Source organism: Dactylosporangium vinaceum, from assembly GCF_019904175.1.
In the GTDB taxonomy this organism is placed as follows: Bacteria; Actinomycetota; Actinomycetes; order Mycobacteriales; family Micromonosporaceae; genus Dactylosporangium; species Dactylosporangium vinaceum.
In genome coordinates this window covers 7,522,448-7,538,440 of sequence record NZ_CP061913.1, presented here as the reverse complement: position 1 = coordinate 7,538,440, position 15,993 = coordinate 7,522,448, and the positions used below count along the sequence as shown (strand labels likewise).

Below are 15,993 nucleotides of genomic sequence, written 5' to 3'. Positions count from 1 at the left end.
TACTTGATCCGGTTCGATCGACCACCGAGAGGTACCGCATGGGCAAGCTCATCTACGTGACGAACCTGTCGCTCGACGGCTACATCGAAGACCCGGAGGGCGTCTTCGCCTGGCTGCCGATGGACGACGAGTTGTTCGCGTTCTACACCGACCTCCTGCGGCCCGTGGGCACGATGCTCTACGGGCGGCGGATGTACGAGGGGATGGCCACCTGGGAGACCGACCCCACGCTTGCCGCGCGGTCCGAGCCCATGGCCGGGTTCGCGAACGTCTGGCAGGCGGCGAGCAAGGTCGTGTACTCCACGACGCTGCCCGCGGTGACGACGGCCGGCACCCGCCTCGAACGCCGCTTCGACCCCGCCGCGGTGCGGGAGCTGAAGACCGCGACCGGCGGCGAGCTCACCATCGGAGGGGCCGACCTCGCGGCGCAGGCGTTCCGGGCCGGCCTGGTCGACGAGTGCCGCCTGTTCCTCTGGCCGGTGGCCCTCGGCGGCGGCAAACCGGGCCTCCCGACCGGCACCCGCACCGACCTCGAACTCCTCGACGAGCGCCGCTTCGCCAACGGCGTCCTGCACCTGCACTACCGCACGGCCGACCGCTGAGCCCCACCCGCGCCCGCGTCCGCCGCCGCTTCCATGACGCGCGTGCGGCGGGCCCGGTCCGACCCGATCGGTGCGGTACCCGCTGTCCGGGCACTGCTGTCGGGTTTCGGCACCGATCCGACTTGTCAGCTGTTGGGCGGGTCCGGGGGCGCTACGGTGCCGCGCATGAAGCGACTCCTGACGATGAGCCTGGCCGCTGTCGCGCTGGTGGCGGTGCTCCCGGCCGCCCCCGCCGCCGCGGCCTTCCCCGGTGTCAACGGCCGCCTGGTGTTCCAGCGCTTCGACGCGGCGAACGTGTTGGGCGACATCTACACGGTCACCGCGGCCGGCAAGGGCCTCACCAACGTCACCGGCACGCCGAAGATCGAGGACCGCGACCCGGCCTGGTCCGCCGACGGCGCGCACATCGCGCTGCGCCGCTTCGGGGCCGGCGCGGACGAGCTGTGGGTGATGGACGCCGACGGCTCCGGGCTGCACGTGCTGCCCTACAGCGGCGCCGCGGCGGCCCCGGCCTGGTCGCCGGACGGCACCCGGCTGGTCTACGAGTGCCGGTCCGGCGCCGGCAGCGACATCTGCGTCATCGACGCCGACGGCAGCAATCTCATGTACCTGACCGTCACCGCCGGCATCGACGAGCACGCGCCGGTATGGTCGCCGGACGGCACGCGGATCGCCTACTCCAGCGACCTGCCCGCGGGCGGCAGCAACCTGGTCACGCTCGACCCGGCGACCCTGTCGGCGACGGCGGTCACCCGGCCCGTCGCCGGGGTCTACGACTCCCGTCCGGACTGGTCCCCGGACGGCTCCCAGCTCGCGTTCAGCCGCTTCGTCGTGGGCAGCGGCACCGGCGGCGGGATCTACCGCACCCCCGCATCGGGAGGCGGGCGGGTGACGCTTGTGACAAGGCCGCGACCGGGCAGCGACACCCACCACACCATGCCGGCCTGGTCGCCCGACGGCACCCGCATCGCGTACTGCGACCTGGATGACGACGAGGCCTGGGGGCACATCTACACGATCAACCCCGACGGCACCGGGCGGGTCCAGGTCACCGCGGGCGCCACGACGGACGAGGTCCCCGACTGGCGCCCGATCTGAGCCGGGCCGGCACCCGGGCCGGCCCATCGTCTCCGGGCCAGCCCTACGGATGGCCCGGACTACTCACCCGGCGCCGGTGCCGCCGCCGGGTGGTGCACCGCCGGCCAGTTGAGCAAGGCGAAGCCGACCGCGAAGCCGACCATGGTGAGCACCCCGCGCGGGTAGAAGATGTGGCTGTCGTAGAACTGGTACGTGCACACGAGCAGGACGGCCGTGCCCGGCAGCACCCGCCAGCCGTGCCGGCCCGCAAGGACCGCGGACGCGGCGACCACGGCGACCGCGAGCGCCTGCACACCGGCGTGCCCCATCGCGTCCGCGGTCTCGAACAGCGCGGCGATCGACTGGCGCACATCCTGCCCCTCGACCGCGTTGGACTGCACGGTGCCGGCCGCGATACCCGCAACCGCGTCGAGCCCGGTGTACAGCGCCGCGAACACCGCCGCGCCGAGCCAGGCCACAACCGTCGCCACACCGGCGGCCCCGCGCACCGGCCGCCCCCACAACGGCACGATCAGCCCCAGCGTGAGCAGCGGGAACACCGGCAGCAGCCAGATATGCATCATCGCCCACATGTGGGCAGTGGACGGATCGAGCCCGGTCGGATGGAACAGGCCGACGACGGCGAGCAGCGCCGGGACGACGGTGACAGCGACCAGCTTGCCCAGGGTTGGCGATCGGCGCACCCACGGATCGTAGGCCCGGTTCCGGCGCGCGACTCTTTCCAACCGCTTACGAACCGCACGGCTCTTCGGCGACGTGATCCATCGACGCTCCCACGGCCCGGGGAACCTGCCGGCTCCGCCGAGATCAGATGGAGTGTGTGGTGCACCGCCTGTCGGATCGCCGACTTGAGGCGCGACTGTATGTGAGACTGCCCGGTATGGGGATCTTCGGACGTGGCAAGGCAGCGGCCGGCAGTGCGTCGACGCCCGGTTCCGCAGACCTGGCCACGCTGCTGCTGCAAGGCGAGGAGATGATCGGCCGGCTTGCTGAGGCGCACATGTCGTGGGGACTGGGCACGGCGGACCACTGGGGGCTCGACCAGCGCACCGGCATCATTACGTGGACGTTCCCGGACAAGACAGCGACAGCTGCGGCCCAGCTCATCGGCAGCTACAACCCGTCAGCGACATCCTGGCTCTGGGCGTGGGCCAACGAGTCGGTCCTTCCGGCGATGAGCCAGGATTCGCGCACTGTTCGGGACTGGGCGGAGGAGCACGGCCAAGCCGGTCTCGCCCGCCCGAAGGTCGAGGCCGATGACGACGTGGCCGCAAGCCTGTCCGCTCTGGCCGTCAGGATCACCCGCGCGACCGGCTTCTATCGCGGCGCAGGAACCGCCTCGATCCCGATCATCACCTTTGGCGACGTCACGCTCGCCACCAACGACGGGAAGGTCTCGTCCTTCAAGGTCGCGATCGAATAGCGTCAGCTCAGTCTGACCGCCCACCATGGACCAGTCGTAATCGCCGAGAGGCTCTGTCCGGCCGCTGCGCACGACTCGCAGCAGATCAGTGCATCTGATGCGGCACATGAGGACGGGTCCGACGTGATCGAACGCCGTCGGGCGATGCGTGGCCGGATCTGCCGTTCGGTAGATGTGGGCGGCCGGCCCCCGATGCCAGGCTGACCGCCATGAGATCGGGAGCGGCTCGGTTCGGGGCGGTGTGCTGGGTACTCGCCGCGGTCGTGTTCCTCGCCGCGCACCTGGTGGTGCAGGCGGCGTGGGTCCAGCCGTACAGCTGGGTCCACCACAACATCAGCGACCTCGGCAACGTGAGCTGCGGGCCCTGGGGTGACGACCGGCGGTACGTGTGCTCGCCCCGGCATGCCTGGATGAACGCCGCCCTCGTGGTGTCCGGGCTGCTGCTCACGGCCGGGGTGCTGCTGCTGCGGCGGTATTGGCGGGCCCGTCCCGCGCCGACGCTGCTGCTCGCAGCATCCGGGGCCTGGGTGCTTGTCGGGTTCGTGCCGGCCGACGTGCGCCTGGAGTGGCATCTGCTCGGCGCGGTGCTGATCTTCTTCGCCGGCAACGTCGGCTTGCTCCTGGCCGGACGCAGTGGCTGGCCCGCTCCAATGCGCCGGTTCACAGTATTGACCGGCGTGCTTGGGCTGGCCGGGGCGGGGCTGCACCTGTCCGGCACGTACCTCGGGCTGGGCATGGGCGGCACCGAGCGGGTTGCCGCCTTCGCCGTGCCGGTGTGGATGGCCGCCGCCGGTCTCGCGGTGCTGCTCGGCCGGGCCGACGCGCAGGATGCCGGCACTGTCTGATGCCCGGGCGGGAGCGGCTGGGCTCAGGTGCCGCAGAACGTGCGGTAGGTGCCGAAGTCCTCCGGGGCCGGGGCCGCGTAGCGTTCCCGGCCGGGCCGCGGCTCGTAGGGTGCGCTCACCGCGGCCACGAGCTCGTGCAGCGGCTCCAGGTCGCCGCCGGTCGCCGCGGCCAGGGCCTCCTCGACGAGGTGGTTGCGGGGGATGTACAGCGGGTTGATCCGGTCCATCGCGTCGGCGTCCGGGGCGAGGGCGAGCCACCGGGTCAGCCACGCCTCGAATCCGTCGGCGCCACTGAACAGCCGGCGAGCCGGTGCCGTGTCGCCCCGGGCCGCGTCGGCCAGGGCGCGGAAACCCGAGGTGAGGTCGACCCGCCCGGTTTGCAGGAGTGTGAGCAGCTCGTCGCCGAGAGGGTCGGCCTGCTCGTCGCCGGCCCGGCCGAGCTTCGCGCGCAGACCGGCCGACCAGGCCGCCGCGAACGCCACCCGGAACCCGTCGAGGAGGTCCTGCGCGACGGTCACCGCCTGCTGTTCGTCCTCGTGCAGCAGCGGCAGCATCGCCTCGGCGAGCCGGGCCAGGTTCCACTGTGCGACGATCGGCTGGTTGCCGAACGCGTACCGCCCGCCCTCGTCGATCGAGCTGTAGACGGTCGCCGGGTCGTAGACGTCGAGGAACGCGCACGGACCGTAGTCGATCGTCTCGCCGGAGATGGTCATGTTGTCGGTGTTCATGACGCCGTGCACGAATCCGACGAGCATCCATTTGGCGATGAGTGACGCCTGCGCCTCGACGACGCCGCGCAGCAGCGCCGCATACGGCTCGGACTCCCCGGCCGCGGTGGGGTGGTGCCGGGCGATGGCATGGTCGGCGAGCCGTCGCAGCAGTTCGGTGTCGTCGATCGAGCGGGCGTACTGGAAGCTGCCGACCCGCAGGTGGCTGGCGGCCACACGGGCGAGTACCGCACCGGGCAGGAGCGTCTCGCGCCGCACGGCCCGGCCGGTCGCGACCACGGCGAGGGCCCTGGTCGTGGGGATGCCCAGGGCCGCCATGGCGCGGCTGACGACGTACTCGCGCAGCATCGGCCCGACGGCTGCGAGCCCGTCACCGCCGCGTGCGAACGGCGTGCGCCCGGACCCTTTCAGGTGCAGGTCGAGGAGCCGGCCGTCAGTGCCGGTGAGCTCGCCGAGCAGCAGCGCGCGGCCGTCGCCGAGCCGCGGCGAATAGCGGCCGAACTGGTGGCCGGAGTACGCCTGGGCGACCGGGGTGGCACCGGCGGGCACGTCCACACCGAGCAGCAGCCGCACCCCGTCGCCGGTGCGCAGCCAGGCCGGGTCGAGCCCGACCTCGGCGGCGACGTCCTCGTCGAGCACGAGCAGCCGGGCCTCGACGGGCTCCTGCGCCTTCCACGCCACCCCGAGCTCGGGAAGCTCACTGGCGAAGCGGTTGTCGAGGCGGATGTCCCGGTCCGGCACGATCTGCGATGCGATACTCACCCCTGCAGCGTAGGCACGCTTGCCGCCGCGCAACAAAGGACCGGTTTCTTCCGGTCGAGTCGCGGTCCGGCCCCGACCACCGCGTTGCGCAGGTCGGCGCGCGGACCGTGCCGGGCGCCGACGCGGGCCGGGACCCGCAGGACGTCAGTTCCAGTTCGGGGCCGTGCAGGCCGTCACGTGACAGTCCTCGCAGATGTAGAGGCTGCAGAAGCCGTCGGCGTACTCGCGGATCTGGTTGGTCAGGGTCGCGACGTGGAACATCAGCCGGCCGCAGGATCGGCATGACGGGTTCGAGTACACGCCGATCGGCGGGCCGCCCACCGTGCCGAAGACGTCAGGCGTCGAGTGGATGTGACTGTTGCAGTACACCAGCGTGTCGTCGTAAGGCCGCAGCACGACGGCGCCCCAGCTGTCCGGGTCGTCGTTGCCGTTCCAGGGCTCTTCGGCGGGTGCACGGTGCTCGCTGATGACGTCGTACCAGCGGCCGTCCTCGCCGACGGAGCCCGCGACCTCCCACCCGCCGGCCCCGAGCAGGTGTATGCGCTCGGCCGGCCACTCGGGGACGCCGGGCAGTGCGGCGGCGCGCAGGGACAGGAAATGCCACTCGACAGCGGTGCCCGCAGGCTCGCGGAGGACCCGGTCCAGCGGGAGGCCGACCGGGTGGTCCGCCGCGAGCAGCTCCGCCAGGTCGGCGACCGGCCGCCGCTCGACGGCCAGCAGGTGCGAGGAGAACCGTTGCTGCGCCGGGCCGTCCGGCGGCACCCAGAATCCGGCGTCCTCCAGGTCGTGCTTGCCGTCGTGCCCACGCACGAGGTCGGCGACCGCGGCGAGCGCCGGCGCCGTCCCGATCGCGGCCAGGGACTCCAGGTGGTCCTCCGACCACCGGTCCCGCACCCGCCGAGCCAGATGCTCCACGCAGGTGTCCGGCGCCCCGTGCAGCAGCGTGCACCGCGTGTCGAACGTGACCCCGAACCCGTCGAGCAGCTCCAGGACCACGCGCTCCTGATGCGGGAGGAACCAGTCGAGGTGTACGCCCGCGACATAGGCGAACACGTCGCACAGAGCGTCGCGCAGCCGCTGGTTGGTGGCGGCCGGGCCGAGCATATCGACGAGGGCCGCGACGTCGGCCTGGGTGTCGACCGCGAACTCGGGGCTATGAATCGACCTGAATGGCATGCCCGACCCTACTCCCGGCACCGCACGGGCCGCGAGGTCGCCCTGCCGGGACCGACCGGCCTCGGCAGGCCGGTACCCGAACGCCGTTGCTCGCGCCGCCTACGATGAGCGCACCGGGGGTGGTCATCGGTGGCACGCGCATACGTGGAGTATCGGGCCCGGCGGCGGCTCGGCGAGGCCCTGCGCATGTCCGCCGCGGGGGAGCACGCGTGGGCGATCGACGCCGCCAAGGACGCCGTCGAGCTGCTCACCCCGACCGCCGATCGGCATCCCGCCGCCCTGGCCCGCGCGCTCGCCGTCCGGGCCGCCTGCCTGCACGTCCGCGGTCGTCGCGAGGACGCCGCCCGCGACGCCGACGCCTGCGGCCGGTACGCCACCGAGGCCCTCTCCCGCGGCAGCGCGGGCCTCGATCAACTCGACGACCTCGCCGACGCCGCGGTCCACCTGCCGGTCGCGGGCCGGGACGAGCAGGCGGCGGCACTTATCGACAGATGCCTCGAACTCGGCCGGGCCCTCCCTCGCCGCCCGGCCGGACCCGCCGTCGCCAAGGCCCTGCGCCTGCGCGACGCGGGCCGCGACGAGGAGGCCGTCGAGCTGCTGATCGAGGCCGCCGACGGGCCATGGAACACCTGGCAGCTGAAGGCCACCACCCTGCTGTACGCGGCCCTCGGCGACACCGGCCGCACCGACTCGCTGCGCCGCAGACCGCCCGGCGACCTGACCCACCTGCGCATCGCGGCCGCCGCCGACCCGCAGTGGCGGATCATGTACATCGCAGTGCTCGAGGTGCTCGACCGCCACGGCATCGAAACCGGCCGCCGCCCGCCCGCCGCGCGCCTCGCCCGCCAGCGGCGCGTCCTGCGCCGTCGCGTCGCCGTCCGCCGCGCACTGTTCAACGGCGTCGCCGCGTTGGCGGCCCTGGGCCGCCTCCTCCCGGCGGACTACCTCCCCGATGCCCTCATCGTCGGCCGTGTCATCGCGAAGGCCCGAGCCGCCGGCGCCGAGGCCGGCATCCGCCGCCTGGCCGGCGTCGACGACCCCCGCCGCCTGACCCGGGCCTGGGGCGCCCTCGCCAAGGCCCGCTGGCAGTCCGGCGGTCGCCGCAGCGACGCCCTCCAGGCGCAGCGCACCGCGTTGGCCGCCGCCCGCCGCTGGGCCGCGGCCGACCCCACGCACGGCACCGCAGCCCTCCGCCGGCACCTGCGCCGCTTCGCCGACTACGCCACCGCCATCGGCCTGCAGACCGACGCCGAAGCCGCCCGCGCCGAGGCGGCGACGCTCAACCACTGACAACGTCCAGCCTCGCCACCACCGCATCGGCGACGCTTCGAACGATGCCGGCCAGGCCCGGGCCGGCGAGTATGCACCGCTCGTGCACCGGAATTCCATGAGCGATCAGGCGCCCGCCTGCATCGGCAGGAACATCGCCGCATCGACCGAGGTGACCCTCCGAGATACGTCGATATCAGCCCGGTTGTCGAGGTGCCCGCGCACCAGATCTGCGACGTACGGCTATTTCCTCGCCGGGAGGATCCCGACGTTGTAATTCGACTTGAGCGGGGACCGGCCGTTGCCGTGGCCGTCCCATCGACTTGACACCGTACGTAACCATCGAGGAGCCCGCCCGAGGTGTCGGAGGACATATCGTGAAGGCTTCCGAAGTCATGGCGACGATCATCAACGTGGTGACATTGATGATCAATATTGGCGCGCTGTTCTTCGTCGGTTCACAGGTGCGTCTCGCTCGGCGCGCCTTGAACGAGTCTGCCGAAGGTCAGGAAAAAGAGCGGCTGAGGCTGCGCAGGCAAGCCACGATCGAGATGTCCGCCAACACCGAGCGATACCGGGAGGCCATGAAGGCGAAGCTTCCCTGGAATGACCGCGATCGCCGACAGGTGGCTGAATTCCTGGAGGAGGCCTGGGGAGACCGCGAGAAGATGGCTCTCGTACGTGCCTATCTCAATCATCTCGAGGACATGGCTGTAGGTGTCAAGGCGGAAGTGTATGACCTGGACACGGTGTACATGTTGTCTGGCGATCGGCTCATTGCGGCGGGGGAGGGATTCGCTGGTTACATCGGCCGGATCCGCGGCGAACTGAAGAGCCCCAGTGTCTATGAGCACTTCGAGGACCTTGTGAATAGACTCAAATTGCTTCGAAGTGATCACCTCAATCGGTCTTCCGCTGCGACGCCTTCAGTCGGGTAGGGCTCGAGCGCGGAATCGCTCAGCGTGACAGCCGGGCCGATGTCGGCGTGCTGGCGACGGCACGCTTGACGCATTCGGTGCGGAGGGGGCTTTGCCGCCCGTCGTCATACTCGGGCCATGGACTTCGCGGCGGCGATCGGTGCAAGCTCGGCGGTCCTCGGCACCGCGGTCGCGGTCGTCGGCCTCGTGGTAAATGCCTCGAACAACAGGCGTGCGCAGTACGACCGGATACTCGCCGAGACCGCGAAGCTCAGCCAGGGCACGGTTGCCGATGCCCGGCACAGCGCGGGACTGCTCTTGGAGCGGCGGCCGGAGGCGGCGGTGATCGGGGACGACACGGTACTCGACAAGAACCTTCACGACCGCCTCGGGTCAGGCGATCTCGCTGATGCCGAGCAACCTTGGGGTACGGCACCTCTACGCCGAACTCCAGCGACTCGAACGGGGCAGGGGACCGTTTGAACCTTCCGGTGCCGCCGGGGCGGCCGGGGGGCACCGTGGAGCAGCGGTGCCCGCCGACACAGGGGAGAGGGTCTAGCTGGCGATGGAGAACGGCTCGCCGTAGACCTTCCAGGACAGTGGCGGGTTGAGGTCGAAGTTGCGGTTGTTCAGGAAGACCCGCTGGGCGGTGTCGACGCGGCTCGTGTCGCTGTGGGCCTCTTCGGTCTTCATGGCGGCTACCCGGGCGTCCAGGAAGGCGTTGAGGTACGTGGCCTCGTCGCCGCCCTGGGCGGGGGTCTTCGCCTTGGCCATCGCGGCCTTGCGGATGCCGCCGAAGCTCACCGCGCTGTTGCCCGGGCCGTGCATGACGATGGCGTCGTAGTAGATGAACTGGCCAAGTGCGCGCAGGCCGTCGGACTTGGCCTGGTTGACGGAGGGGTTGAAGTACACCCGGTCGCGCTCGTCGTTCTGGGCCTGCTGGAACGCGGTGTCGGCGGCGGCCGTGCGCCAGTCCTTCGGGAAGTTCGGGTCCAGGCCCGCGTGCGAGTCGGAGCCGTCGACGCTGCGCAGCGCCGGGAGGTACTTCGCCAGGACGTTGCCGGGCACGCGCTGGGTGTAGAGCTCCACCAGCTCCAGCATGTCGCCGGTGCCGGAGCAGAAGCCGATGATTCCGGCCGTGTAGCCGCGGCCGTCGCCGATGTCCTCGATGTACTTGTACTGCGCCTTCCAGTCCAGCGACGAGTTCTCGGCCGAGGACACCAGCTGCATGGCGATGTCCTTCTTGCGCGGGTCGAACAGGTCCTTGCCGGCGGGAGCCGCTGTCGGGCTCTTCGTGGTCGACCCGCTCGCGGAGGCGCTGCGGGAGGGCGTTGCCGAAGCAGAAGCACTGGGTGTGGTACTGCGAGAGGCCGACCCGGACGCGGAGGGCGTGCCCTCGGTGACGCCGCTGCCGTACACCTTGAACTCGTACAGCGAGTAGCCGTACTGCGTGCCCCGGGCCGTGCCGAACAGCCGGACGTATCGCCCGGTGCCGTGCAGCCCGGTCAGGTCGTCGGTGCCGCCGTCGCCGGAGGCGGTGCTGTAGACGGGGCTCCAGCTCACGCCGTCGGCCGAGGTCTCGATCCGGTACGCCTTGGCGTACGCCGCCTCCCAGCGCAGGTTCACGTGCGTGACGGTGCGCGTCGCGCCCAGGTCGACGCTTATCCACTGCGGGTCGGAGCCTTCCAGGCTGGCCCAGCGGGTGCCGGTGTCGCCGTCGAACGCGAGGGCCGGGCCGAGTGTCGGCAGCTCCACCGACGAGGAGGTCGCGGGCCTGCCCTGGGACAGCAGGGTCTCGGTGGCCGCGTCGGCGCCCTGCATGACGATGACCGTCGTCACGGTGCCGACGGTCAGCAGCGCCGCGGCGCCCAGGCCGGCCAGCCTGAGGGGGTGGTTCACGAAGGGCCTCCAGACGAGATCTAACAGGCAACTTGCCTGCCAGATCTTTCGATCGGAGAACCTCGATGTCAATCTTCTTAAAGGAGAGTTCATTTCACTTTATGGTTGAGCGCGGACACCGCCGCGGGCACCGCCGCCGGGGCGCTCACCGCCGGCGTGGACGGGCGCTGGAGGCGCTGCCAGCCGTCCGGCGCCGCGGGCAGCGTCACGCAGAAGCGGGTACCCCCGCCGGGGTTGTCCTGCACGGCGATGGTGCCGCCGTGGCGCTCCACGATCCGCCGGCAGATGGCCAGGCCGAGGCCGGTGCCGCCGTAGTCGAGCGGCCGGCCCCGGTGGAACGACTCGAACACGCGGCCTTTCTCGTCGTCGGGGATGCCGATGCCGCGGTCGGCCACCACGAGCCGCACGCCGCCGGTGGCCGGGCCGGCCGAGATCTCCACCTGGGCCGCCACGCCGGCCGGGGTGTACTTGATGGCGTTGCCGACGAGGTTGTCCACGACCAGGCGCAGCAGCCCCGGGTCGGCCCGCACGGGCGGCAGCGGCCCCACCCATACCGACGGCGCCGGTGGGGTCACGTCCAGGACCGCGGGCGAGAGGAACGCGACCGGGCGCGGCGCGGTCCGCTCGGCCACCACCGCCGCGACGAGGGCCTGCAGGTCGACGTCGGCCACGTCGAGCGGGGCGTCGCGGGCCGTCGTGTACGCGAGGAGGACGTCGATGATCTCGCGCATCCGCACCGCGCCCTGCCGGACCCGCTGCAGCGCCGCCCCGGCCGTCTCCACCCGCGGCGGCGTCGCCGACACCGCGTCGGCCGCGACCGCCGCGAACCCGTGCACGGCGGTGAGCGGGCTCTTCAGGTCGTGTGCGACGACCGCCGCGAACTGGGCGAGCTCGGTCTCGTACCGGCGCAGGGCCGTGATGTCGTGCAGGACCGCGACGGCACCCACCGGGCCGGCGCCGGGGCGGTGCAGGGGGCGGGCGCTGACGCTGACCAGGATGCCGTCGGGGTGGGCCGGGTTGCGGATGACCAGCTCGACCCCGTCCACCGGCTCACCGCGGATCGCCCGCAGCATCGGCAGGTCGGCCGCCGGGAACGGCGTGACCCGGTCGGGCAGGTAGGCGCCGTAGTGCGCGGGCCACTCGGCCAGGCTCACGGCGTCGTCGGCCGTGCCGAGCAGCTCGCGCGCGGCCGGGTTCTGCAGCAGGATCCGGCCGTCCGCGCCGACGACCGTGACGCCCTCGCTGACGCTGTGCAGGATCGCCCGCTGGCGGGCCGCCAGGTCGTGCGCCGCGGCCCCGGCCTGCCGCAGGTCCCGGGTCGCCTCCTCGACCAGCTCCATGGCCTTGGCCCGGCGCGAGCCGAGGACGTGGACGAGGATCGCGACGAGGACGCTCAGCAGCACCCCGGCCGCCCCGGAGACCAGCGGGCGGTCGGTGTACGCGCCGGGCAGCTCCCGCGGGTCGGCGGCCAGGTCGAGGCGCCACCGCCGCTGGGCGATGCCGACATCGGCGGTGCGCACGAGCGCGTCGGTGCCCGGGGCCGTCGGGTGCACCGTCGCGAGCGGCAGGAGCCCGCCGCCCTCCTGGGTCGCGGAGAGCGTCGCGGTGACCCGGGGGTGCACGACAGTACCGATGGCCCCGCCGAAGAACTCCGGCCCCCGCAGCCCCAGCAGCACGAGCCCGCGCAGCGACCCGTCCGGGCTCAGCACCGGGGTGGCCAGGTTGAGGGTGCGGCTGCCGTCCGGGTCGACGGCGGCCGTGGACACCGCCGCCCCGCCGAGGCTCGCGGACTGGCGCAGCACGTCGGCGATCTCCGGTACGGCCGAGAGGTCCGGCTGGGCCACGGCCGGGTCCCGTCCGTCCAGCCGGCGGCCGTAGACGGCGAGGTAGTGGCCCTGCTGCGGCACCACGTAGACCACGGCGGTGGCACCGGCCAGGTTCTCGCCCGGCACGTGGGCCGTGGCCCGCTCGAACGCCGCCCGGGTGAGCTGGTCGTGCGAGCCCAGGGCGGCGGCCAGGTTGTCGATCGTGTCGAGGTAGCGCTGGACCTCCCCGCTCACCGCGGCCCGGGCCAGGTCGACCTGCCGGTCCATCGCCTGGGCGGCCGAGCGGCGCTCCTTCTGGGTCAGTACGGCGCTGACGCCCGCGGTCGCGAGCAGGCCGAGCAGCAGCACGACCGCGGCCAGCGCGATCGGCACGTACCGCCGCCCCGAATGCACCGCTCAACAGTATTTGAACCGATTTCTCCATATACTCGGGTTGCGGAGATCGGCCACCCGGGGGAGCGTGCGATGTCGACGGTGCTGGTGGCCGAGGACGACCTGGCCATCCGCGATCTGCTGACGTTCCTGCTCGACACGTCCGGATACCAGGTCCTCGCCTGCGCCGACGGCGGCAGCGCCCTGGACGCCGCCCACCGCGAGCACCCGGACCTGGCCATCCTCGACGTGAGCATGCCCGGGATCAACGGCATCGAGGTGTGCCGGGCGCTGCGCGGGGCCGCGGACACGGAGCAGATGCCGGTGCTGATGCTCACCTCGCACGGCCAGTGGCTCGACGTGAGCACCGGCTTCGATGCGGGCGCCGACGACTACCTGGTGAAGCCGTTCGAGCCGAGCGAGCTCATGGCGCGCATCGCCACGCTCCTGGAACAGTCGGGGGCCGACTGAAAATCGCTGGAGCGGGTCGGCGAGAATGGGCGGGTGACGCACAGTATTGCTGAGGACTGGGTAGCCCGCTTCGCCGACGAGGTCATCGAGGCCGCGAAGGACCGCGAAGAGGGCAAGCCCATCGTCTGCGCGTCCGGCCTGAGCCCCTCCGGCCCCATCCACCTCGGCAACCTCCGCGAGGTCATGACCCCGCACCTGGTCGCCGACGAGATCCGCCGGCGGGGCCACGACGTCGTGCACATCCTGTCGTGGGACGACTTCGACCGGTTCCGCAAGGTCCCGGCCGGCATCGAGGGCGTCGACGACTCCTGGGCCGAGCACATCGGCCGCCCGCTGACGAGCGTCCCGCCGCCGCCCGGCAGCCCCTACGGCAGCTGGGGCGAGCACTTCAAGGCGGCCATGGCGGCCTCCCTCGAGGAGCTCGGGGTGCAGTACCGCGGGATCAGCCAGACCGAGATGTACACCTCCGGCGCGTACGTCGAGCAGGTCCTCCTGGCCATGCGCGAGCGGAACCACATCGACGGCGTCCTCGGCAAGTACCGCACCAAGATCGCCCCGGAGGAGAACGACGAGGACGGCGAGGGCGCGACCGGCTATTACCCGTACCGGCCGTACTGCTCGGTGTGCAACCGCGACACCACGACCGTCACCGCCTATGACGACGAGACCACCGAGCTGACCTACACCTGCTCCTACGGACACGGCGCCACCGTCCTGCTGCGCGAGCACCGCCACGGCAAGCTGGTGTGGAAGGTCGACTGGCCGATGCGCTGGGCCTACGAGGGCGTCCACTTCGAGCCCTCCGGCGTCGACCACAGCTCCCCGGGCTCCTCCTACGTCGTCGGCACCCAGCTCGTCGCCGAGGTCTTCGGCGCCAAGGCCCCCATCGGCCCCATGTACGCGTTCGTCGCCATCGCCGGCCAGGCCAAGATGAGCAGCTCGCGCGGCGGCGTCCCGACCCCCGCCGACGCCCTGACCGTCATGGAGGCCCCGCTGCTGCGCTGGCTGTACAGCCGCCGCCGCCCCAACCAGGCGTTCAAGGTCGCGTTCGACGACGAGATCCAGCGCATGTACGACGAGTGGGACACGCTCGGCCGCAAGGTCGCCGACGGCACCGCGGCACCGGCCGACGCCGCCGCCTACCACCGCGCGATCGGCACCGCGGCCGGGCCGCTGCCGGTGACGCCGCGCCCGCTGCCGTACCGGATGCTGGCCTCGGTCGCCGACATCACCGTCGGTGACCCCGCCCAGATGCTGCGCATCCTCACCGACATCGACCCGGCCAACCCCATCGTCACCCTGGACGAGGCCCGTCCCCGCCTCGACTGCGCCGTGCGCTGGGTCACCACGTACGTCCCCGACGAGTCCCGCACCCACGTCCGCGCCGAGCCGGACGCCGAACTGCTGGCCTCCCTCGATGACGAGCAGAAGGCGTCGCTGGTACTGCTGGCGGACCGGCTCGACGACCAGTGGTCCCTGGAAGGCCTGACGAGCCTGGTCTACGGCGTGCCGAAGATCCGCCTTGGCCTGCCGATGGACACCAAGCCGACCCCGGAGCTGAAGGTCGCCCAGCGCGAGTTCTTCTCGCTGCTGTACCGCCTCCTGGTGTCCCGCGAGTCCGGCCCCCGCCTGCCCACGCTCCTGCTCTCCCTGGGCGCCGACCGGGTCCGCACCCTCGTCGGCGCCTGACGGCGGTGCCCGCAGCGCGGCACATCGAGCACGTGTTCTCGCCGCCCCGCTGAGCCCTCGGCAGGGGCGGACGTCGGCGCGTGTGTCCACTGTGGATTCGGCGGACGGTGGGTGGGCCGGGGGCGGTGCGGTTGTGGGGCGTCTTCTACTCGCAGATGCAGAGTTGGAGGGGCGAGTCGGCGGCGAAGGGGCGGCGGGTCCAGTCGCCGAAGCGGTCGGTGAGCCGGAGGCCGCCGAGCGCGATGAGCAGCGGCAACTCCTGCGGGAAGATGCTGCGGACCTCGAGGGGTGCGACGGCGAAGTCCGGCTCGTCGTCGGTCGAGAGGTACCACGTGCCGCGGGTCACCTGGGCCGGCGCGTCGTAGGTCTCGGTGACGTCGACGCTTACCGTGCCCAGGTCGGGGTCCGGGAACGACGCCCGGGTCCGCCGGACGCCGTCGGCGCCGGCGAGGAGGCGCACGCTCGGGTTGAACACGTCGAAGACGAACCGTCCGCCCGGTGCCAGGTGCCGCCGGACCGACCGGAAGCAGCCCGCCAGGTCGTCGGTCCGGTGCAGGTGCAGCAGGGAGTTGGCCGCGATGAACACGAAGTCGAAGGTGCGGCCCAGATCGAAGTCCCGCATGTCGCCCTGCACCAGTGCCGGCGCCACACCGGCCGCGTCGGCCTTGCGCCGGGCCTCGGCGAGCATGTCCGGCGAGCGGTCCAGGCCGGCGCACCGGTGCCCGTCGGACGCGATCGGGATCAGCTTCTGCCCGGTGCCGCACCCGAGCTCCAGGACGCTCCCGCCCGTCCGGGCGGCTTCGGCCCGGTAGAAGTCGACGGCGGGTCCGCCGCCCGGGAACATCAGGTCGTACAGCCTCGCGTGCGAGTAGAACGCGTCGCTCATCGAGCACCCCTCCCGTTGCAGCCGCGGCCG

General features: G+C 72.0%; 15 protein-coding genes. 9 read left to right on the top strand and 6 right to left on the bottom strand.

Features of this window, described 5'->3' with window-relative positions; all coding sequences use genetic code 11:
• Window positions 1-38: 38 nt before the first annotated feature.
• Window positions 39-602, top strand: coding sequence for a dihydrofolate reductase family protein (locus Dvina_RS33770; RefSeq protein ID WP_223093333.1), 564 nt, complete (start codon window positions 39-41; stop codon window positions 600-602).
• Between the two features lie 165 nt (window positions 603-767).
• Window positions 768-1,700 (top strand): TolB family protein, encoded by a 933-nt coding sequence (locus Dvina_RS33765; protein WP_223093332.1) that lies wholly within the window; start codon window positions 768-770, stop codon window positions 1,698-1,700.
• A gap of 59 nt (window positions 1,701-1,759) precedes the next feature.
• Here Dvina_RS33765 and Dvina_RS33760 read toward each other — a convergent pair whose 3' ends face one another.
• The gene (locus Dvina_RS33760; protein ID WP_223093331.1) at window positions 1,760-2,383 is read right to left on the bottom strand and encodes a hypothetical protein; all 624 of its coding nucleotides are present in this window, start codon (window positions 2,381-2,383) and stop codon (window positions 1,760-1,762) included.
• A gap of 197 nt (window positions 2,384-2,580) precedes the next feature.
• Here Dvina_RS33760 and Dvina_RS33755 point away from each other — a divergent pair, with 197 nt between their 5' ends.
• Both Dvina_RS33755 and Dvina_RS33750 read left to right on the top strand, forming a co-directional pair.
• Window positions 2,581-3,123, top strand: coding sequence for a DUF6882 domain-containing protein (locus Dvina_RS33755; protein ID WP_223093330.1), 543 nt, complete (start codon window positions 2,581-2,583; stop codon window positions 3,121-3,123).
• 209 nt (window positions 3,124-3,332) lie between these two features.
• Window positions 3,333-3,968, top strand: coding sequence for a DUF998 domain-containing protein (locus Dvina_RS33750; RefSeq protein ID WP_223093329.1), 636 nt, complete (start codon window positions 3,333-3,335; stop codon window positions 3,966-3,968).
• A 23-nt stretch (window positions 3,969-3,991) separates the two neighbouring features.
• Here Dvina_RS33750 and Dvina_RS33745 read toward each other — a convergent pair whose 3' ends face one another.
• On the bottom strand, window positions 3,992-5,458 hold the full coding sequence (locus tag Dvina_RS33745; protein ID WP_246655491.1) for a protein adenylyltransferase SelO: 1,467 nt from the start codon (window positions 5,456-5,458) through the stop codon (window positions 3,992-3,994).
• A gap of 144 nt (window positions 5,459-5,602) precedes the next feature.
• Window positions 5,603-6,634, bottom strand: a complete 1,032-nt coding sequence (locus Dvina_RS33740) for a hypothetical protein (RefSeq protein WP_223093327.1) — start codon at window positions 6,632-6,634, stop codon at window positions 5,603-5,605.
• Between the two features lie 129 nt (window positions 6,635-6,763).
• On the opposite strand from Dvina_RS33740, the gene Dvina_RS33735 reads away from it, so the two are divergent.
• The 3 genes from Dvina_RS33735 (at window position 6,764) to Dvina_RS33725 (ending at window position 9,303) form a co-directional block, all read left to right on the top strand.
• Window positions 6,764-7,924, top strand: a complete 1,161-nt coding sequence (locus Dvina_RS33735) for a hypothetical protein (protein WP_223093326.1) — start codon at window positions 6,764-6,766, stop codon at window positions 7,922-7,924.
• 356 nt (window positions 7,925-8,280) lie between these two features.
• Complete coding sequence (locus tag Dvina_RS33730) at window positions 8,281-8,841, top strand: DUF4760 domain-containing protein (protein ID WP_223093325.1); 561 nt, start codon at window positions 8,281-8,283, stop codon at window positions 8,839-8,841.
• Between the two features lie 117 nt (window positions 8,842-8,958).
• Window positions 8,959-9,303, top strand: coding sequence for a hypothetical protein (locus tag Dvina_RS33725; protein ID WP_223093324.1), 345 nt, complete (start codon window positions 8,959-8,961; stop codon window positions 9,301-9,303).
• Between the two features lie 72 nt (window positions 9,304-9,375).
• Here the strand turns inward: Dvina_RS33725 and Dvina_RS55360 are convergent, their stop codons facing one another.
• Window positions 9,376-10,719, bottom strand: coding sequence for a chitosanase (locus Dvina_RS55360; protein ID WP_281428132.1), 1,344 nt, complete (start codon window positions 10,717-10,719; stop codon window positions 9,376-9,378).
• Between the two features lie 89 nt (window positions 10,720-10,808).
• Complete coding sequence (locus tag Dvina_RS33715; RefSeq protein ID WP_223093323.1) at window positions 10,809-12,917, bottom strand: sensor histidine kinase; 2,109 nt, start codon at window positions 12,915-12,917, stop codon at window positions 10,809-10,811.
• 93 nt (window positions 12,918-13,010) lie between these two features.
• On the opposite strand from Dvina_RS33715, the gene Dvina_RS33710 reads away from it, so the two are divergent.
• Together Dvina_RS33710 and lysS are read left to right on the top strand one after the other, a co-directional pair.
• Entirely contained in the window at window positions 13,011-13,388 is a 378-nt protein-coding gene (locus tag Dvina_RS33710; protein WP_223093322.1) for a response regulator transcription factor, read from the top strand.
• Window positions 13,389-13,421: 33 nt separating this feature from the next.
• The gene (gene lysS, locus Dvina_RS33705) at window positions 13,422-15,077 is read left to right on the top strand and encodes a lysine--tRNA ligase (protein WP_223093321.1); all 1,656 of its coding nucleotides are present in this window, start codon (window positions 13,422-13,424) and stop codon (window positions 15,075-15,077) included.
• Between the two features lie 145 nt (window positions 15,078-15,222).
• Here lysS and Dvina_RS33700 read toward each other — a convergent pair whose 3' ends face one another.
• On the bottom strand, window positions 15,223-15,963 hold the full coding sequence (locus Dvina_RS33700) for a class I SAM-dependent methyltransferase (RefSeq protein WP_223093320.1): 741 nt from the start codon (window positions 15,961-15,963) through the stop codon (window positions 15,223-15,225).
• Window positions 15,964-15,993: the final 30 nt, after the last annotated feature.